Genomic DNA, 19,222 nt, shown 5'->3' on the forward strand with positions numbered 1-19,222 from the left:
CGCTTCAGTCTTCGATATCCTGCAAGATTGCTCTGCACCTTGCAGGACATGCGCTAGTTGGCGCTATCTTTCCAGAAACCTGCCCTGTGCAGCCCTTCGAGATAGATATCGCGCTGCCATTGCTCCTTGAAGGGTACGACGGAGACCCAGCGATCCACATCAAAATCGGGAATGGTTTTATGAATGCGCCGAACGAAGAAAGCCGCTCTGGTCTCCTCACCGAGCATCGCCCAGCTCGCCGCCGAAACCCGGTCCGCCAGACGAGGGTCGGCCATTCGGCCGATATAGTCCAGCGCAGCTTCAAAGCGGCCGAGCGTATAGCTCGCTACGGAGGCGGTCCAAAGATAGGTATCGGGGCTAAGCGGATTGAGTGCGATGGCGCGCTCGATCTTCTCCAGCGCCAGCTCCGGCCGTGACGAATGAAGCAACACCTCGGCATGGTCGGCAATGATGCCGGCATGGCCGGGATTGAGGGCCTCGGCCAGTTTCAGGGCTTCTATGCTCTCGTCATTTGCTCGCTGAAAGCTCTTCGTCAGTCCGAGCTCGCGATAGCCGTCGGCGATATCATTCCGAGCCGCGATTGCCTGCAAGGCGTAGTTTTCGGCTTCATCCAGCAATGCTTTGTCGCCACCCGATGTCAGCACCCATTCCTTGGAAAAGGTTCGAGCGATGGAGCTCAAGCCGGGCGCAAAATCGCCACCTCCCCGCAACGCTGCAACCAGCTCAGATCGCGCCCTCTGCAGGTTCGGGATCGAGAGACGTTCCAGATAGCGCTTGCCGGCAAGATAGCGCTGATAGGCCATCGGGCTCCTCTTGAAATAGGATCGCATCATTTCTCGGCGTTCGATCTGTCCGGCGACAGACAGGACGATATGGCGCGTGACCGGCTCTCCTTCCCGCTTTGACGAGGACGGCCCAAGACTGATGCGCTCGGCCCAAAGCACTTCATCCGTGCCGGCATCGACCAATTGCGAGAACAGCTGAGGCTCTGCGGCCCCAATGCTCGGGCGCATATCGAGAATGTAGGAACGATCTCCGTGGTCGAAGGTTGCAGCTGTATGTTGCCCACCCCTGCTCACCCGAACGGAGGTGCGACGATCTCCCATGTCCAGGCTTTCCAATGCATACAAGCCGATGGTGATGCCCTGAATTAAAGCCGGAACATCGTGACCCTCGGCTGGTTCGTCGAAGGAAGGCAGAAGCAGAAGCGGTATCTTAAGTTTCCGGGACGCGGGCGCGACCTCCGTCTCCGACGAGACGGGGCTCTGCCCATTCAACGCCGGCGCTGTGTCCTGCCGATCCGACCATGACGCCAGAAGTGCGTTGCGCCGCTCGAAGATCTGCCGAAAGTGCTCGACCTCACCTGCCGCATCGAAGATGCGCAGCAGAATTCGGTGCATATCCCGATCGTCCGGATCGATACCGAGAAGCAGGGTTGCAACGTCCTTCACCAGAGCGATCTCGTCCCTGGTGCTTGCCTGCTCCGCCGCGACCTTCAGTGCTTCCTTTAGCCTCAGGCTATGCCGGTGCCTCTGGGCTTCCCGCCATTGGAAGAAAATCGAGCTCTGGCAACTTACCCCCTTCAGAAACTCGGTCTCATGCGCCTCGGCCAGAGATTTCAGTGTCGCGACTGCCGATCCGGGGTCGCCACCCCTGGAGAGCGGGCGGTCGCCCAGCAAAGGTGCCGATTTCAGTTCGACAGCGGTTTCAGTGAAGTGGAGAAACGCTTTACCCAGTTCGGCCTGGCGCCCCCTTATCCGGGAAACGAGTTTGCGCAGATTGACTTGCGCGCTGCCATTGTCATCGCGCCCCCACAAAAAACGGGCAATCGCGCTGCGCGGCGCGCGCATATTCGGATCCATCATCAGATAGACCAGAATCAGGAGTCCCTTCTCAGGAAAGGCAACCTCTCGCCCGTCACCATCCAGAAGCTTCAAACCACCAAATACATGCAGTGAAAACATGATCTTGTTCGCGACCCGCATCGACCGATGTCGGCAGGGCAAACCAAGGCCGACTTTCGCTTACCGCATTGATTTCATTCCAGTACGAACGAACATGGCTCAATCTTCATACGATTGCAACGTGCGGGAAAGCGCGGCGATTTCAATTCCGATTGCGGCCGGCTCGAAAAACTACTCGCCAAATCGCCGGCATGACATATTTTGCAGCGCACGCGATCTGACCCGGAGCATCACGCCATGACGTCTTTCCCCTTCAAAAACATCTGTATTTACGGCGCTGGCGCTCTCGGTGGCGCGATTGCGGCAAAATTGGCGGCTTCTCTCGAGCAAGCGCAGATTTCCGTCGTCGCGCGCGGAGCACATCTGGCGGCCATTCGCTCCGGCGGCATCCAGCTTTGGGAACCAGGAGCGGAACGTCCGCTCGTTGCGCGGATGACGGCTACGGACGATGCGGGCGAATTGCCGCCACAGGATCTCATCATTACCGGGCTCAAGGGGCATCAACTGGCGGCAGCCGTGCCCGGAATTGCCAAACTCCTCCATGCCGGGACCCGCGTCGTGATGATCCTCAACGGTGTACCGTGGTGGTATTTCCACAAGGACCAGAAGAGTGGCCATGCGGAATATCAAATGGAGGAGCTGGACCCGAACGGTGATCTCTGGCGGCTGGTCGGTCCCGAAAGGGTGATCGGCTGCGTCGCCTATCAGGGCGCGGAAGTCATCTCGCCCGGCGAGGTCAAGCTTGCCAACAACGGCCATTTTATCCTCGGCGAACCATCCGGCGAGACGACGACGGATATCGAAGCCATCGCGGCGCTGCTGCAAAAGGCCGGGGTCAAGATCTCGGTGTCCGCGAGCATTCGCGACGATATCTGGAGCAAGCTGATGGGCAACGCATCGTTCAATCCAATCAGCGCACTGACACGAGCCTTGATGTCGGAGATCATGAATGATCCAGCGCTTGCATCCATGGTCGGCCAGGTCATGGGCGAGGTTAAGGCGGTTGCCGAGGCTTTGGGAGCGCATGTGGCGATGTCGGTCGAGGAGCGTCTGGACCGCTCACGGCAGATTGGGCCGGTACGCACCTCGATGCTGCAAGATCTACTGGCCGGCAAGGCGCTGGAAATCACGCCGCTCGTCGGCGTAGTCGTTTCGCTTGGCAGGCTGACAGGCGTGGCGACACCCGTTTCCGCAACGATCCTCGCCTTGGTGACGCAGCTCGACCGCACGAACCAGCAGGCGGTCGGCTAGCCCCACCTCCTGTCTTTATCGGTACAGCAAGCGCCGATACGCACGCAGTTCCCGGCCGCTCCGCTCTTTATATCGCGCTTACTTTCCCGCCTTCCGCGGGGAATGGATTTCCTATGCCACCAGGAATTACGCTTTGGTGGACATATGGAGACCATTGCCATGCTTGAGACGCACGCACCCAATCTGGCCGAATCCATTCGGATTCTGGTTCATAACAGCGACGAGAAACACCATCGTGGAGCCGCATCGGCGCCGGCGACAAGGATCCGGCCAAGGCGCCAGCGTCCGGATCGCAAGGTCCGCGAAAAGCGCACGTTTTGGGCGATGCTTATCTTCGGGCTGCTGCTCGGCAGTCTCGAGCTTTTCATCCTCGTCCACTATCTCTGAGCGATAAGAACATGGGCAGGCAAGGCTTGCAGAAGCGTATCGGCGGCACGATCACCGCTCTCGTTACGCCGTTTCGAGACGGTGCACTCGACACCGTCGATATGATGGCACATGTGGAATGGCAGCTGCTGAGCGGCGTCGACGGATTGCTCGCCTGCTCGCTGACCGGCGAAGGACCGACGCTGACCTGTGCCGAGCGAATGCGGATCATCGAGATCTGCGTCGAGCTTTCTGAAGGCAAGACACCGGTCGTCGTTGCGACGGGTACGAACGACACGGCGACAACGATCGAAGAGACGCTGCAGGCACAGCGTCTCGGTGCCGACGTGGCTTTCGTGACCGTGCCCTATTATTCCAAGCCGACGCAGAAGGGTGTTCTCCACCACTTCGAGCAGGTCGCGGCGCAGAGCGGCATGGCCATCGTCATCCACAACCAGCCATCGCACACGGCAATCGACCTCGCTCCGGAGACGATCGCACGGCTAGCCGAAATTCCCGGTATTATCGGCATCGCGGACGCAAGCGGCGATCTCTCCCGGATCGATCTCTGGCGCCCCTCGCTGCCGCAATGGTTCGGTCTCTACACCTCAAGCGACGCAAGCGCACTCGCTTTCACAGCGGCTGGCGGGCAAGGCTGCTTTTCCGCCGCCGCCAATGTCGCTCCGCGACTCTTCCATTCGATGCAATACTCTGCCGCCTGCGGCCACTTCTCCGCGGCCCACTCGATCGATGGGCGCTTGCGACCGCTGTTCAAGGCGCTCACCCGCGAGAGCGAGCCCGCCGCTGTGAAACATGCCCTCGCCGCCTTGCGAGACATGGAAGCGGAGGTACGCTTGCCTCTGGTTCGCGTTTCGCCCGAAACCGCGGCGGAGATCGAGACCGCCGTTACTCCCTTTCAGATCGATGGCGGCGGTCGGCTCGCTTCTCGTCAGGCTTTTCGACTTGGCCTGTGAATGCTCAGCTATCCCTATGAGATTTTTATATTTTTCTCATTTCGACCAAATGGAAATCCTAGCAAATCACCCATAGATTCAACGGCATGGCACTGGAAGCGGTCTGCTTCGACCCACGGTGCTGGTGACACTGGAAAGGAACTATGATGTCACGTTATACGCATGCCGGCCTAGCCGCCGATCCCCTCCAACGTCCTCGTGCCGTCGCCCTTGCCAGGAGCGAGCGGCACTTCTCTTCAGAGGCGCTTTTGTACGGCCTTGGCGCCGTTGCGCCCCGATTGGGACTAGTCCTCTTCATCGCTGGCGCATTGCAGTTGGCGATGCATCTGGCCGGCCACTGAGTACAACTGAAGAGATCCAAGAGGAATAACAGGATGGCAAATGCATTGAATATTCAGCGCCGCGCGACCCACAATCTCCTTGCTCGGCTTCCGGCTCGCTTCATCATCGGCCGCGACCGTCGCGGCAACTGGATCGTCCAGGATCGTGAGGGACTGGTTGGCGGCCTGTTCCGCAACGAAGCCGCCGCCCTGCACTTCGCTGCCGAGGAATGCAACCACAACCCGGCCGACATATGTCATGCGCCCGAGGGCGCGATCCTCGACCTGGATGGGTTTGCTTCCACCTCATCCAATCTGCATTAAACCGCACCGGCTGCAGGCTTCGACAGCCGCATCCGGCCGAACGCTTCCTTAACCCGCATTCGGGTAGGTTTCCGGCCAGGGTGTCCCGGAAAATAGAAACACGATGTCGAAGCCTGCTTTTCGCTATAGCCACTACGATCTTAAGGAACAGCGCGCCGGAACGGTGATCGAAATCACGCTCTCGGCAATCGCCAATGTCAGGCTGATGAACGGCTCGAATTTCGAGCGTTTCACCGAGACCCTCAAGCATCAATTCCTCGGCGGCGTTGCCAAGAAATCGCCGATCCGGCTATCCATTCCGGAATCGGGCCATTGGCATCTGGTTGTCGACATGGAGGGACATAAGAGCCTGGCGGAATCGAGCGTGAAGATGGTCGACAAAGCCATTGCGCCGCGCATGCAGAAAGCACCGCAGGACGGCGCCCAAGGCTGATATGAGATCAGCGCTCCCCGCGCTCCTTGCGCAGCTTGGCCCACCAGTCCAGCCGCTTGCGGATATCCCGCTCGAAGCCGCGCTCCGGCGGGTCGTAGAAAGTCTGCCGGCCCATCTTTTCCGGAAAATAGTTCTGGCCTGAGAAAGCATCCGGCTCGTCGTGATCGTAGCGATAGCCGTCACCATACCCCTCCGTGCGCATCAGCTTTGTCGGCGCGTTGAGGATGTGCTTGGGCGGCAGGAGCGAGCCGTTCTGCTTGGCAGCCTGCGTCGCCGCCTTGAACGCGGTATAGACCGCATTGGATTTCGGGGCGGTGGCAAGATAGACGCAGGCCTGCGCCAGTGCCAGTTCCCCCTCGGGCGAGCCAAGATAGTCATAAGCGTCCTTGGCGGCATTGCAGATCACCAGAGCCTGCGGATCGGCAAGCCCGATATCCTCGACCGCCATGCGCACCAGCCGGCGTCCGAGATAGAGCGGATCCTCCCCGGCATCGAACATGCGGGCAAGATAGTAGAGGGCGGCGTCGGGGTCTGACCCGCGCACGGATTTATGCAGTGCCGATATCAGATTGTAGTGCCCATCCTGCGCCTTGTCGTAGACCGGAGCGCGGCGTTGCACGATCTTGACCAGCATATCGGGATCGAAAAGCTCATCCTTGCGAGCGGCACGCCAAACCTCTTCGGCAAGTGTCAGCACCGATCGTCCATCGCCATCGGCCATGCGGATCAAGCTGGCGCGGGCATCCTCCGTCAACGGCAACGGCTTGGCTTCCACCGCCTCTGCGCGACGCAGCAACTCCTCCAGACTTTCCTCGTCATGCGAGCGGAACGTCAGGACGCGGGCGCGAGACAAAAGAGCGGCGTTGAGTTCGAAGGACGGGTTCTCCGTCGTCGCTCCGACGAGGATGACGGTACCGTCCTCCATGACGGGCAGGAAGCTATCCTGCTGCGCCCGGTTGAAGCGATGGATCTCGTCGACGAAAAGCAGGGTCTGGCGACCATCCATCCGGCGCAGACGCGCCGTCTCGAACACTTTCTTCAGATCGGCAACGCCGGAGAAGATCGCCGATATCTGTTCGAAGGCAAGGCCCGCCTCGCCGGAGAGCAGCCGGGCAACCGTCGTTTTACCGGTGCCGGGCGGCCCCCAGAAGATCATCGATCCCAGCGAGCCCGCCTCGATCATCCGGCGCAGGACACCGTCCTCACCCGTCAGATGTGCCTGACCGGTGACATCGGCCAATGTTTGCGGCCGCAGACGATCGGCGAGAGGCCGTTTGTTGGCAACCTCCTCCGGCACCCGCGGTGCAAACAGGTCATTGCTCATCGGAAGAACTGCCGGATACGCTGGCCGTCACGCTCGATCTCCACCCGCCAGAAGCTCGGGTTGGAGGTTACCGTCTTCTGAAGAACCTCCGTGGTGTTGATCGCGACGCCGTTGATGGAAATGACGATATCACGCACGGCAAATCCGAGACGGTCGGCCGGTGAGTTCGACTTCAGGCTCTCGATCACGACACCGCTCGCGTCCGGCGGCATATGCAGATCGTCGGCAACGCGCGGCGAGAGATTGGCGACAGTTGCACCAGAGAAGGGGTTGTTGCCTTCGATCACTCGTTCGTCGCGTGGTGTCGATTCCGGCGCGGCCGCGAGCGTCATGGTGCTCTGATGCTCCTTGCCGCTATCGAGCACCGTCAATGACACCGTGGCGCCGAGCCCTGCAGTGGTCAGGCGGTAGCCGAGCGCATCGGGATGCTCGACCGGGATGTTGTTGATCGCGGTGATCACCTCACCCGGCTTCAGGCCGGCCTTGGCCGCGGGGCCACCGTCGACGACCTTGGTCACCAATGCACCGCGAACCTTGTCCAAGCCAAGCGCTTCGGCAACATCCGAGGTCACTGGCTCGAAGGAGGCTCCGATATAGGGGCGCTCGAAGGCTTTGTCGCCACGGTCGGCGGCGGCAAGGAAGACCTTGACCAGGTTGGCGGGAATGGCGAAGCCGATGCCGTTCGAACCGCCGCCCTGCGAAAAGATGGCCGTGTTGAGGGCGATCAGCTCACCAGCCATGTTCACCAGCGCGCCGCCGGAATTGCCGGGGTTGATCGACGCATCAGTCTGGATGAAGAAACCGACTTCGTTCTTCACCTGGTTTCGCGCAAGCGCCGAGACAATGCCGCTCGTAACCGTCTGTCCGACGCCGAACGGGTTACCGATCGCCAGCACGAGATCACCGACCTCGACAGCATCGGAATTGGCGAGCGGCAGGATCGGGAAGCTCTCATTCTTCGACTGGATCTTCAAAACGGCCAGATCAACGCGATCGTCCTTCAAGATGACCTTACAAGGAAACTCGCGGCCATCGGAAAGCGCAATCTTGATATCGTCCGCACCGTCGATGACGTGATTGTTCGTGATGACCGTGCCGTTGGCCTCCACGATGACACCTGAACCAAGCGACGACTGCTTCTCCGTGCGATTCGGCATGCGCTGGCCGAAAAACTGCTCGAAGAAGGGATCACCGGCAAAAGGCGACCGGCTCTGCACGACGCGCTCGGCATAAACGTTCACCACGGCACCGGACGTCTGCTTGACCAGCGGTGCAAAGGAGAGCTGCATCTGCGTCTGGCTTTGCGGCAGCGTCTTCGCCGTCTGAGCCTCAGCGGAAAGCGGCATCGCCATGATGAGGGCAATCATCGAAACGGCAGTGCGCTTCAGGAGGACTTGCATGGAAACTTCCTTCTTTAATGCTCTTGAAACAACGTTGTAGCGCCCGACGCTAGAAAGAAAAGAGGGCGGAAGCATGAAGCATAAATGGACGTTTACTGCGATAAAAAACAGGCTCGTTGAACAAAAACATGCTGTCATGCATTTCGCGTTGGGAATCGTCAAAAGGGAAGCAGATATGCGATTGAACAATCTTGCCGCCACCGCCCTCCTGATCTCATTCGGTATGGCCGGCACCTCACAGGCCGCCAGCTTCGATTGCGAGGCGCAGAACCTGAAACCCGATGAAAAGACGATATGCGATGTCAGGGCGCTCAACGATGCCGACGTGAAGATGGTAACGACCTTCGACCTGCTTTCCGGTCTGCTCGCCATGGGCTCGCGCGGCACGATGCAGGATCAGCAAACCGAGTGGTTGAAGAAGCGTCAAGCCTGCGGCGCCGATGCCGCCTGCCTCAAATCCTCCTACGAAGAGCGCCTGAAACAGCTCAATGAGGCATACAAGCAGATCAACCGGCCGCTGTAAGGGTTTGGTTTGATGTGATTTGCGGGGCTTTAGCCGAATATGTGCCCTCTCCCCGCCTGCGGGGAGAGGGTTAGAGTGAGGAGCAAACGCTGGGACAGATACGCTCTGCCGTTGCGACAGAGCTCGAAAGGCCCTCATCCGTCCTCTCGCAGTCGAGCTACGCTCGACCACCTTCTCCTCGCTTAGCGGGGCGAAGGCGCTTCGTTATTTCCCACCCAGGTCGCGAACAGCGCCGCGATCCGCACTCGTGGCAAACGCGGCGTAGGCCTTGAGTGCCGTGGTCACGTTGCGCTTGCGCGGTTCGGCCGGATGCCAACCCTTGGCGTTCTGCGCTTCGCGGCGGGCTGCGAGTTCCTTTTCGTCGACACGCAGGCTGATGGTGCGGTTCGGGATGTCGATGTCGATCATGTCGCCTTGGCGCACCAGGCCGATCGTGCCGCCGTTTGCGGCTTCCGGCGAAGCGTGGCCGATAGACAGGCCGGAGGTGCCGCCTGAGAAGCGACCGTCGGTGATGAGCGCGCAAGCCTTGCCGAGGCCCTTCGACTTCAGATAGCTCGTCGGATAGAGCATTTCCTGCATGCCGGGGCCGCCCTTCGGGCCTTCGTAGCGGATGACGACCACGTCACCAGCAACAACCTCATTGCCGAGGATGCCCTTGACGGCAGCGTCCTGGCTTTCGAAGACCTTGGCCGGGCCGGAGAATTTCAGGATCGATTCATCGACGCCAGCCGTCTTCACGATGCAGCCGTCGACGGCCAGATTGCCCTTCAAGACAGCAAGACCGCCATCCTTGGAGAAGGGATGCTGGGCATCGCGGATGACGCCATTTTCACGATCGAGATCAAGCTCTTCCCAGCGCGCGCTCTGGCTGAAGGCAACCTGGGTCGGAACACCGCCGGGAGCGGCGCTGAAGAGCTCCAGGGCAGCCTTGTTGTCGGTGACGGCGATATCCCACTGTGCCAGAGCCTCGCCCAGGGTCGCAGCGTGAACGGTCGGCAGGTCGGCATTTATCAGTCCGGCACGGTTCAACTCGCCGAGGATCGCCATGATGCCGCCTGCGCGGTGCACGTCTTCCATATGAACGTCGGACTTGGCCGGAGCCACCTTGGACAGGCAGGGAACACGCCGCGACAGGCGATCGATGTCGTCCATGGTGAAATCGATCTCGCCCTCATGGGCTGCCGCGAGGATATGCAGCACGGTATTGGTCGAGCCGCCCATGGCGATGTCGAGCGCCATCGCATTCTCGAACGCGCCCTTGCTGGCGATCGTCCGCGGCAGAGCCGTCACATCATCCTGCTCATAATAGCGTTTTGCCAGAGCGACGACACGGCGGCCGGCTTCGAGGAAGAGCTCCTTGCGGTCCGAGTGAGTGGCAAGCGTCGAGCCGTTGCCCGGCAGCGACAGCCCGAGTGCCTCGGTCAGGCAGTTCATCGAATTGGCCGTGAACATGCCCGAGCACGAGCCGCAGGTCGGACAGGCGGAGCGTTCGATGGTTGCGACGTCCTCGTCGCTGATCTTGTCGTCGGCAGCGGCAACCATGGCGTCGACGAGGTCGAGAGCGACCTTCTTGCCATGCAGCACGACCTTGCCGGCCTCCATCGGACCACCGGAAACGAAGACAGTCGGAATGTTCAGGCGCAACGAAGCCATGAGCATGCCGGGAGTGATCTTGTCGCAGTTGGAGATGCAGACCATGGCGTCGGCGCAATGGGCATTGACCATGTATTCGACGCTGTCGGCGATGAGTTCGCGCGACGGCAGCGAATAGAGCATGCCGTCATGGCCCATGGCGATACCGTCGTCGACGGCGATGGTGTTGAATTCCTTGGCAACGCCGCCGGCCGCTTCGATTTCGCGCGCAACGAGCTGGCCCAGGTCCTTCAGGTGAACGTGGCCCGGCACGAACTGGGTGAAGGAATTGACCACCGCGATAATGGGCTTGCCGAAATCGCTGTCCTTCATACCCGTCGCACGCCAAAGGCCGCGCGCGCCGGCCATGTTGCGGCCGTGGGTGGTGGTTCTGGAACGATAAGCTGGCATGGTGTCTTCCTCGTCATCCTGGAATTTGTGCGGCGTCGGCAGGGGCCAAAGGTTTCGGGCCGAAGGGGACGCCGGCAACTCCGCTTTTTGGAATTGTCCTAATCCAATCGTGCAATACTGTCACTATCAACTCAAGCGAATCCGGTACGCTGCCGGGTTGGGGCTGCGTTCGGTCAAGCTGCTCGCCTTGACAGAATTGGGAACGAGACGGCCCAACCACAAGCGCACACAAAAAGTTGCTTTCACTTCCAAAGAAATGCCAGCCTATGAGTGTAACAAAATCCGTGCCCGCTGCGTATCGCTGATATCGAAGCCGTTACCGCATAGAGGAATTGTTCCATGGCCTCCTACCGTCCGCCGAAAATCGCATCCTCCGAGATCACGCCGCGCTCGGTCTATCTGAAGCGCCGCGAATTTCTTACGGCGGCGGCAGCCGGCATCGGCATGGCTGCCATTGGCGGCAAGGCTGTCCTGGCCGAAGCACTAACGGCGACCAAGAGCAATTATGCGGTGGATGAGAAGCTGACGCCGATCAAGGACGTCACAACCTATAACAACTTCTATGAATTCGGCCTCGACAAGGCCGATCCGGCAAACCTCTCCGGCAAGTTCAAGCCTCGGCCATGGACGATCAAGGTCGATGGTATGGTCAACAAGCCCGGCACCTTCGACGTCGATGCTTTGATCAAGGAGTTTCCGCCGGAAGAGCGGGTCTATCGCATGCGTTGCGTCGAAGCCTGGTCCATGGTCATCCCGTGGGACGGGTTTCCGCTCTCGGCTTTGCTTGACAAGGTGGAGCCGCAGGGCAGCGCCAAGTATGTGGCTTTCGAAACGGTCGTGCGACCAGCTGAAATGCCGGGGCAATCGGGCCTTCTGCAATCGCTGGACTGGCCCTATGTCGAGGGTCTGCGCCTGGACGAGGCACGCAACCCGCTGACGCTGCTGGCCGTTGGCCTCTACGGCGAAACCCTGCCAAACCAGAATGGCGCGCCGATCCGGCTCGTCGTGCCGTGGAAATACGGTTTCAAAGGCATCAAGTCGATCGTTCGTATTACCCTCACCGACAAGCAGCCGCTGAACACATGGCAGGTGACCAACAGCCAGGAATACGGCTTCTACGCCAACGTCAATCCGGCCGTCGATCATCCGCGGTGGAGCCAGGCAACGGAGCGACGCATCGGCGAAGGCGGGTTCTTCAGCTCCAACCGTCACCCCACCCTGCCCTTCAACGGCTATGCCGATCAGGTCGCCAGCCTCTATAGCGGCATGGACCTCCGGGTGAATTTCTGATGGCTGTTTCCTTCGCTCTTCCCAAGCGCTGGCAGCCCGCATCGGTCTGGGCGCTCTATGTGGTGGGCCTTCTGCCGGCTGCCTGGGAATTCTATCTCGGGGCGACGGATCAGCTTGGCGCCGACGCGGTGAAGACCTTCGAGCTTTTCCTGGGATTGTGGGCGATCCGCTTCCTGCTATTGACGCTTGCGGTCACCCCGCTTCGCGATCTCTTCGGCTGGAACTATCTGCGCTATCGCCGCGCGCTCGGCCTGCTCTGCTTCTACTACGCGCTGATGCATCTGACCGTCTACATGGTCCTCGATCAGGCGCTGGACGTGCAGGCTGTGGTCGACGACGTGCTGAAACGGCCCTTCATCATGTTCGGCATGGCAGGGCTCGTCATGCTGCTGGCGCTTGCCGTGACCTCGAACAACTTCTCGATCCGGCGGCTTGGCAAGACATGGATCTGGCTGCACCGTCTGGTCTACATTATCGCCGCATGCGGCGCCTTGCACTTCGCACTGTCGACAAAGATCCTGTCGCTTGAGCAATTCATCTATATCGGCCTGCTGATCGCCATGATCCTCTACAGATCCTATCGGCCTATCATGATGGAGAGGCGGCGGGCGGCGCGCAGGCCGATCGCCGCATCCAGTTCCAGAGCGGCCTGAATTCGGCCGCCCTGATCTTTTCCGGCGTTCGGATCAGTCCGCGGCGCTGGCGATTTTGGGCTGGCCTTTTTCCTGCACCTCGGCTGTTACCGTCAGACCGGCGATCAGCTTCGTACCGTCAGGCACCTTGTCGAGCGCGATGCGTACAGGCACACGCTGTGCCAGCCGCACCCAGCTGAAGGTCGGCGTAATGTTGGCAAGCAGGCTGCCGGACGTGCGCTCACGGTCCTCGATGCCATAGGCAATGCTTTCGACGTGGCCGGTCAGCTTTTCGGCCTGGCCCATCAGATGAATGGCGACCTCATCGCCGACGTGAATGCGCGGCAGTTTGGTTTCTTCAAAATAACCTTCGACGCGCAGGGAGTCGGTGTCGATAAGAGCGACCTTGGCTGTGCCGGCGGCGACGTAGTCGCCCGGACGCAGGCTTAGGTTCGAAATCGTGCCGTTGACGGTGGCGCGAACTTCTGAGCGATCGAGGTTCAGTTGCGCAAGCTCGCGATTGGCCGTCGCCTGGCGAAGAGAGGCTTCGGCCTGCTCCTCGGCTGTCTGCGCCTGTTCCTTCTTCTGCATCGAAGCGGCATCGCCAAGGCGTCCCTGCCGGTCGTTCTCGCGGCGGGCCTGCTCGAGAGCGGCCTTGCTGCTTGCGAGAGCCGCATCCGCCTGCTCAAGCGCGATGGCAAAGCGATCGCGATCGACACGAAAGAGGATATCGCCCTTCTTGACACTCTGGTTGTCCTTGACGAGGACGTCGCTCACGAGGCCGGAGACGTCAGGCGCGATGCCGACGACATCGGCCCTGAGGCGTGCATCGCGTGTCCAGGGTTCATCCATGTAGTGGCCCCAGAGCTGACGGCCGACATAGACGGCAGCGACGACGAAGATGAGCGTGACGACCACGCGGCCGATGAGTTTGAACGTATTCATGTGAAGTACCAACGAGAGACAGAGGAGACGGCGCCGAGCAGCAGGATGTAAAGCGCGAAGTCGAAGAGACCGCGATGCCAGACCAGAGTGTAGGCTCCGATCCATGCGAGCAGGCGTCTTAGGATGATGACGGCAAACAGCGTCACGAGCATGAGAACGAGAAGGCGTGGAATATAAACGCCATAAAGATCGAATTCTGCGGGCATGATGTTACTCGGCGGCAATGGGAAGTGGTTGAGTGATGTCGGATACGGGCGGTCGCCAGCTCGCCGGCGGTTCCGCATGCGGGAAGAGTGCGCGGCGAAGGCCAACAAGCGCATCGAGGCTCGCTCGACCGGCATGCCGTTTTTCATGCGCCACAGCCTCAAGGCTGCGGTCGATCGAGGCGCGCAGATCGTCGGACGGGTCGATGGCGCTCTTGGCCTTCAGCCGGGAGCGATAGAAATCCGAAACGCCGATCAGGACCTCGCTTACCGACGAGGCGGCGGCGGATTTCAGCTGGCCACGCTCCTTCTGCAGCATCAGGACGTTGAAGCCGAGGCGGACGTCGGCGTAGCCATCGACCTTCTTCAACTCGCGGTCTTCTATGCCGGCAAGGCGCGGCACGAGCTGACCCAGGCGGTCGAGGATACGACCGGACAGCCGCTCGTGATCGGCTCGGCGGATGCCCGCCGCGGTTTCGGCAAGATCCGTCCATCCCGCCCTGACCAGCCTCCATGCAGCCAATTCGGCGCCGAAGGGACGGGTGAGCAACGTCCAGACCAAGGCGAATCCCACACCGGCCAGAGCGGCGATCGCGCTGTTGGTGAAGCTGGCGAAATCGGCGGAGTAACGATCCTGCAGCGCGATGAAACTTGCACCGTTCACCGCGAGCAGCATGCCGAGCATGTTGGTCTGCGGGCGAGTGATCAGCAAGCCCATTACCAGGAAGGGCGGAGCAAAGACCAACACCAGCATCTCAAAGCCGGAGATCGACGGCAAGACACCGAAGATATAGACGCAGGCGACAACGAGGCTGACCGCAGTCCAGATGAACATGGTGGTGATAAAGGGCGCGGGGCGATCGAGCGCGGCGAAAAACGAGCAGGCAACGGCCGCCATCGCGATGAAGCCGGCACCATCCTGCCATCCGGAATAGATCCAGAAGAAGCAGGCGACCACAATTCCAACGACGACACTACCCGCCGAAAAGGCAAGCAGGGCGTAATCATAGTGTCTGATGTGGCCGACGACGTTACGATGGCGGAAGGCCGGGCGCCATGTGCCGACCTGCTGCCCGGAAACGATCTGGGCGCGCAGCGCCAGGCAATCCTGCCAAAGGTCGACGATTTCCTTGAGGCGGGCAAGAGCGCTCGACCGAACGAGATCATCCCAACCGAGATCAAGATCATTCTGCTGCAACTCCTCGATCTTTCTCGACAAGGTTTCGGCGGTCTCATCGACCTTGCCGCGACCGCCCTGCCCGAGCCAATCGGCCACGTCGTTCAGAACGGCAACCAGTTCCTGTGGCAGCGGCTTGCCGGTGGCCTTCAAGGCATGCAGGCGGTCGGCAAGCGAGGAGAAAAGCGGCAAGAGCATCAACAGACGACCGCGCAGCTCGCGTGAATGCCGGACGATATCGCGGCTGCCAGCATCATATTTCAACTGGCTGATGACGAGATCGAGGCCGGAAACGTCGGCGGCAAGCTTCTGGCGCTTCAGGGGAGTTGCGGGCGAAGCACCCTCACCGCGCAGGATCTCGTCCGCCCAGGTGCCGGCGTCATCCAGCCAAGAACCTATCCGCTGGCCGAGAACGGTGCCGACGCTGCTCGGAAAGACGACGGCGCTGACAACGCTCGCGCAGACGATGCCGATGAGGATCTCTTCCGAACGGGCAAGCGCCACATCGAAAATGGTTTCGGGCGAGCCGACGGTCGGCAGCGCGATCAGCGGCAACGTATAACCGGCCAGCATGAAGACATAGCTGCGCGAGGTGCGATCCAGCATCGAGATGAACAGGAGAGTGCCAGTCCAGAGTGCAACCACGATCGAAAGCAGTTCCGGCGCATTGACGAAGAGCGGGATAAGAATCACCGACGCGGTGGCGCCGATAAGCGTACCGAGCGCACGATAGAGCCCCTTGGAGCTGGTTGCGCCGGCGAGCGGGTTGGCGACGACATAGACGGCGGCCATCGCCCAATAAGGACGCGGCAGATCCAGCGACAACGCGATAAACAGCGCCATGACCGCCGCTATGAAGGCTTTGACGGAAAATAACCACTCACGCCAGGACGGAATGCTCATAGGACTTTCTCCGGCTCCTGTTCTGCGGCCACGGCCTTCCATGTCTCGAATTCCTCGAAGGCTTTCAGAACGCGGACGGCAGCTTCAAGATCGGCCGGGTCGACGTTGCCAAGGATGTTTCCACGCAATTCGTCGAGTGCGTCTTCCATGCGAGCGGCCAGCACTTCGCCTTCCGGCGTCAGCCACAAGCCCTTCGCGCGCCGATCCGTCGGATCGTCCTTGCGAATGACCAGATCCATGCTTTCGAGCTGATCGAGCAGCCGGACCAGAGACGGGCCTTCGATGCCGACATAGTTGGCAAGAGCCACCTGCCGCACACCGCCTCCCAATCGGCCAATCCAAAGCAGCGGCGCAGCCGCTGCTTCCGATATGCCATAGGAGCTCAGCGCGAGATCGACGACCCGCCGCCATTGGCGACCGGTCGTCAACAGATTGGCTGTGAATATGCGTTGCAGGGCGATTAACTGTTTCATGAGAACTTATTAGCACTAAACTAATTAGGATTCAAATTATTATGATACGAAGTGGTATTTGAAATCGGAAATGCTGCTATGCGAATTTTGATGAGCCGCGGACGCACATCTGGGACTCGTTAGCCGCCAATCGGCCGCGAGGTCCTTCACGAACCACTATCGATCGGCACTATCGAGATAAGCACAGATCATCCTGACCAGTCCCTGTTTCAACTCAGGCGAACCCAGCATGCCTTTCCGCGCTCCATTGTGGATCACGCCTTCCACCGCACCGGATACAAGCTGCGCAAGGATCTCATTTGAAGAACCGTTATCGACGCGGCGCCGCAAAGCGACGAAATCTCTGTAGTGACTGTGATAGTCCGTCAGAAACGCATCATGGGCCGACCTCGAACCTTCAAACCCCGGCACTTCGTCCAGAAGCACCCTGTGAAGTTCCGGGTTCACACCATGAGCGTCGATCATACCTTGAACGAGCACATCGACGCTCTGTCCCAGCGGCAGATCGGTGGCGGCAGCCTGGCGCAAGACGGTCAGGACTTCATCGAAATGCCGGCGCCTTATTGCTTCGACGAGGGAAAGCTTGTCAGGAAAGTATTGATAGAGCGAACCGATGCTGATGCCGGCGACCGCCGCGACGGTATTCGTGGTGAAGCCGGCCCAGCCATGGCCACCCAAAACGCGAGCGCCCGCTTCGACGATCGCATCCACCATTGCCCGGGAACGCGCCTGACTCGGCTCCTTACGCATCGGCGAACGCGCTTTCCTAATGCGAGTAGACATTCCCTCTCCCCCTTATGAAAATGCGAGCACATTACTCGCATTTCTCGATCAGACAAAAGGGCAATCCCATCATGAGTGAGATATCATTGCTGCAGACGCTTTTCCGCTATCAAGCCTGGGCGAATGGGGAGCTGCTCGATGCTATTGGTCGCCTCGAACCCGACAAGCACAGCAAGGAACGTCACCTCTCGATCCGCCTCATGAACCACTCATTCGTCGTCGGCCGGATATTTGCTGCGCATCTTACCGGACAAGCACATGGCTATACGGACGACAATACGCTTGAGATGCCCACCCCAACGGAGCTTCGTGCGGCGCTCAGAGCATCCGATCAGTGGTACCTGTGCTATCTCGAAACCATTAGACCAGAACTTCTGTCCGAAGCCCTGCCCTTCGTCTTCACGGATGGTGATAGAGGCTGCATGACGCGTGGGGAAATGCTTCTCCATGTCGTTACGCATGGCGGCTACCACAGAGGCGAGATCGGCCGCCTGCTGGCGCAGCTTTCCATTACGCCACCTTGGGATACGCTCGCGGTTCATCTTCACCACAGCGAGCCCTTGCGCCGGCAAGCGCCGGCGGCGGAATAGCGTGAACCTAGCGCTGCATCCAATCCGATTTTGCCAGCAGCGCCGCGGTATCTCGTAGCCAGCCAGCTGGATCGTCGCGATGATAGATCCGCTCCGATGGTTCGATATTGTCGAGAAAACGCTGATAGATCACTGCTCGCCTCGCCATTGCGATCGGCGTGAGGAGCGTGGCTGCGCGTGCCGGATCGCAGCCTGGTATCCGAGCCAGCCATTCGCGATTCCAATGATCCTTGATCGCCTGCCGGTAGTTCGGCGGCACTGCGTCGAGAAATGCGGATTGATCGAGCAACGGGTGGCCAATGCCGCTATCGCCCCAATCAAGAAGGGTAAGCTCCTGCCCCGCTCCGCGAAAATTGCCCGGGTGGCAGTCGCCATGGACAAGCATATCCGGCAGACCGGAGGCGTAGACTTCATCAAACAAGACTGGAAGATCTTGCACAAAACGGTGCAATGTCGCGCGCTCCTCCTCCGACAACTCCGCGCTTGTCCGTTGCACCACCTCGGCGATCTCGGAACACAGGCTCCGGCCGCGCCAATCGGGCAATCGCATCGCGCGCAGTTCCGAGACACGGTCGATCCAGGAAGCCTGTATTTCGACAAGCAGCGTCACCATCCCAAGCAGTTGCTCCAGCGTGGCCTCATACAAGTCGTCGCCGGGGATCTCCGCAATTAAAGCGCGCCCGTTTTCGTCATGACCATACAATGTTGGAACATGGCGGCCGGCCAACGCAGTGATGACGCGGCCTTCATGCGCCAGGAACGGCGGCACGACTTTCAGCCAGGCCGACTGGACACCGATCGGGATGCGCCAGACGCTGGATAAGTTCCAGGTGCGGTACTGGACGGGTTTGGCCGTCGGTGCCAAGCCATGCTCGGCAAGCACCCGCACCGCCCAATCGAGATCGGTGGAAGGGCCACCGGGTTCAGCATAGGCTTGGCGCAGCGGATGCGCCTCGATCTTTCCCGGCCACGCTTCTGCCGATACAGGTTCCGCAATCTCGGCGAGATAGGTGACTTCGCCGCCAGGCGCCCGGTCACGAGCGGTTTCGAGCAGACGCAGGATCGTCGCATCGATGCCATAATGTTCGCGTGCGGCGCGGACGATAGACTCCACTTCCTGCCACCAGGGAAACTCGACGGGGATCGGCGGCAGGCAACCCACCAGGGCGCCATCGGGCGTCACCAGCACCAGCCGTGCTTATAGCGCGGCAATCAGGATGAGACGCTTGCGACAATCTGGATGAGATTCTTAGGTCGCGGTCGGGATCAAGTTATCATGCTGATTGCCGCTGACAAGTTCTTCG

General features: G+C 60.2%; 20 protein-coding genes. 10 read left to right on the forward strand and 10 right to left on the reverse strand.

The window, feature by feature from the left end:
• Window positions 1-53: 53 nt before the first annotated feature.
• The gene (locus ACIQJ2_RS15130; RefSeq protein ID WP_400672722.1) at window positions 54-1,964 is read right to left on the reverse strand and encodes a hypothetical protein; all 1,911 of its coding nucleotides are present in this window, start codon (window positions 1,962-1,964) and stop codon (window positions 54-56) included.
• A gap of 237 nt (window positions 1,965-2,201) precedes the next feature.
• On the opposite strand from ACIQJ2_RS15130, the gene ACIQJ2_RS15135 reads away from it, so the two are divergent.
• The 6 genes from ACIQJ2_RS15135 to ACIQJ2_RS15160 all read left to right on the forward strand — a co-directional run bounded on the left by ACIQJ2_RS15135 (window position 2,202) and on the right by ACIQJ2_RS15160 (window position 5,632).
• On the forward strand, window positions 2,202-3,215 hold the full coding sequence (locus ACIQJ2_RS15135) for a ketopantoate reductase family protein (RefSeq protein WP_400672719.1): 1,014 nt from the start codon (window positions 2,202-2,204) through the stop codon (window positions 3,213-3,215).
• A 159-nt stretch (window positions 3,216-3,374) separates the two neighbouring features.
• Window positions 3,375-3,602, forward strand: a complete 228-nt coding sequence (locus ACIQJ2_RS15140; RefSeq protein ID WP_400672717.1) for a hypothetical protein — start codon at window positions 3,375-3,377, stop codon at window positions 3,600-3,602.
• Between the two features lie 11 nt (window positions 3,603-3,613).
• A complete protein-coding gene (gene dapA / locus ACIQJ2_RS15145) occupies window positions 3,614-4,555 on the forward strand; it encodes a 4-hydroxy-tetrahydrodipicolinate synthase (RefSeq protein ID WP_400672715.1) in 942 nt (313 codons plus the stop codon).
• A gap of 143 nt (window positions 4,556-4,698) precedes the next feature.
• Complete coding sequence (locus ACIQJ2_RS15150) at window positions 4,699-4,896, forward strand: hypothetical protein (protein WP_400672713.1); 198 nt, start codon at window positions 4,699-4,701, stop codon at window positions 4,894-4,896.
• 33 nt (window positions 4,897-4,929) lie between these two features.
• Entirely contained in the window at window positions 4,930-5,199 is a 270-nt protein-coding gene (locus ACIQJ2_RS15155; protein WP_400672711.1) for a hypothetical protein, read from the forward strand.
• A gap of 103 nt (window positions 5,200-5,302) precedes the next feature.
• The gene (locus ACIQJ2_RS15160; RefSeq protein ID WP_400672709.1) at window positions 5,303-5,632 is read left to right on the forward strand and encodes a DUF1883 domain-containing protein; all 330 of its coding nucleotides are present in this window, start codon (window positions 5,303-5,305) and stop codon (window positions 5,630-5,632) included.
• Between the two features lie 7 nt (window positions 5,633-5,639).
• Here the strand turns inward: ACIQJ2_RS15160 and ACIQJ2_RS15165 are convergent, their stop codons facing one another.
• On the reverse strand, window positions 5,640-6,956 hold the full coding sequence (locus tag ACIQJ2_RS15165; RefSeq protein WP_400672706.1) for a replication-associated recombination protein A: 1,317 nt from the start codon (window positions 6,954-6,956) through the stop codon (window positions 5,640-5,642).
• Window positions 6,953-8,356 carry a DegQ family serine endoprotease gene (locus ACIQJ2_RS15170; protein ID WP_199148043.1) on the reverse strand — a complete coding sequence of 468 codons (1,404 nt, stop codon included), beginning with the start codon at window positions 8,354-8,356 and terminating at the stop codon, window positions 6,953-6,955. Before ACIQJ2_RS15170 ends, ACIQJ2_RS15165 begins: the two co-directional genes overlap by 4 nt.
• 175 nt (window positions 8,357-8,531) lie before the next feature.
• Here ACIQJ2_RS15170 and ACIQJ2_RS15175 point away from each other — a divergent pair, with 175 nt between their 5' ends.
• A complete protein-coding gene (locus ACIQJ2_RS15175) occupies window positions 8,532-8,879 on the forward strand; it encodes a lysozyme inhibitor LprI family protein (RefSeq protein ID WP_400672703.1) in 348 nt (115 codons plus the stop codon).
• A 204-nt stretch (window positions 8,880-9,083) separates the two neighbouring features.
• Here the strand turns inward: ACIQJ2_RS15175 and ilvD are convergent, their stop codons facing one another.
• Entirely contained in the window at window positions 9,084-10,922 is a 1,839-nt protein-coding gene (gene ilvD / locus ACIQJ2_RS15180; RefSeq protein ID WP_400672700.1) for a dihydroxy-acid dehydratase, read from the reverse strand.
• Window positions 10,923-11,261: 339 nt separating this feature from the next.
• Between ilvD and msrP the strand changes: the two genes are divergently transcribed.
• Together msrP and msrQ are read left to right on the forward strand one after the other, a co-directional pair.
• Window positions 11,262-12,212 (forward strand): protein-methionine-sulfoxide reductase catalytic subunit MsrP, encoded by a 951-nt coding sequence (msrP, locus tag ACIQJ2_RS15185; protein ID WP_400672698.1) that lies wholly within the window; start codon window positions 11,262-11,264, stop codon window positions 12,210-12,212.
• On the forward strand, window positions 12,212-12,865 hold the full coding sequence (gene msrQ, locus ACIQJ2_RS15190; RefSeq protein WP_400672695.1) for a protein-methionine-sulfoxide reductase heme-binding subunit MsrQ: 654 nt from the start codon (window positions 12,212-12,214) through the stop codon (window positions 12,863-12,865). The genes msrP and msrQ overlap by 1 nt, the downstream gene beginning before the upstream one ends.
• 33 nt (window positions 12,866-12,898) lie before the next feature.
• Here the strand turns inward: msrQ and ACIQJ2_RS15195 are convergent, their stop codons facing one another.
• From ACIQJ2_RS15195 to ACIQJ2_RS15215, 5 genes are all read right to left on the reverse strand, one after another.
• Window positions 12,899-13,789, reverse strand: a complete 891-nt coding sequence (locus ACIQJ2_RS15195; RefSeq protein WP_199148039.1) for an HlyD family secretion protein — start codon at window positions 13,787-13,789, stop codon at window positions 12,899-12,901.
• Window positions 13,786-13,995, reverse strand: coding sequence for a DUF1656 domain-containing protein (locus tag ACIQJ2_RS15200; protein ID WP_199088146.1), 210 nt, complete (start codon window positions 13,993-13,995; stop codon window positions 13,786-13,788). Before ACIQJ2_RS15200 ends, ACIQJ2_RS15195 begins: the two co-directional genes overlap by 4 nt.
• A gap of 4 nt (window positions 13,996-13,999) precedes the next feature.
• A complete protein-coding gene (locus tag ACIQJ2_RS15205; RefSeq protein ID WP_400672691.1) occupies window positions 14,000-16,072 on the reverse strand; it encodes an FUSC family protein in 2,073 nt (690 codons plus the stop codon).
• A complete protein-coding gene (locus ACIQJ2_RS15210) occupies window positions 16,069-16,545 on the reverse strand; it encodes a MarR family winged helix-turn-helix transcriptional regulator (RefSeq protein WP_400672688.1) in 477 nt (158 codons plus the stop codon). The genes ACIQJ2_RS15205 and ACIQJ2_RS15210 overlap by 4 nt, the downstream gene beginning before the upstream one ends.
• A gap of 156 nt (window positions 16,546-16,701) precedes the next feature.
• Window positions 16,702-17,295 carry a TetR/AcrR family transcriptional regulator gene (locus ACIQJ2_RS15215; RefSeq protein WP_400746541.1) on the reverse strand — a complete coding sequence of 198 codons (594 nt, stop codon included), beginning with the start codon at window positions 17,293-17,295 and terminating at the stop codon, window positions 16,702-16,704.
• A gap of 104 nt (window positions 17,296-17,399) precedes the next feature.
• Here ACIQJ2_RS15215 and ACIQJ2_RS15220 point away from each other — a divergent pair, with 104 nt between their 5' ends.
• Window positions 17,400-17,918 (forward strand): DinB family protein, encoded by a 519-nt coding sequence (locus tag ACIQJ2_RS15220; RefSeq protein ID WP_400672683.1) that lies wholly within the window; start codon window positions 17,400-17,402, stop codon window positions 17,916-17,918.
• A gap of 7 nt (window positions 17,919-17,925) precedes the next feature.
• Here ACIQJ2_RS15220 and ACIQJ2_RS15225 read toward each other — a convergent pair whose 3' ends face one another.
• Window positions 17,926-19,107 carry a phosphotransferase gene (locus tag ACIQJ2_RS15225; protein ID WP_400672680.1) on the reverse strand — a complete coding sequence of 394 codons (1,182 nt, stop codon included), beginning with the start codon at window positions 19,105-19,107 and terminating at the stop codon, window positions 17,926-17,928.
• Window positions 19,108-19,222 lie beyond the last annotated feature (115 nt).

The sequence above is a fragment of the Rhizobium sp. NPDC092011 genome (assembly GCF_044756305.1).
Lineage (GTDB): Bacteria > Pseudomonadota > Alphaproteobacteria > Rhizobiales > Rhizobiaceae > Rhizobium.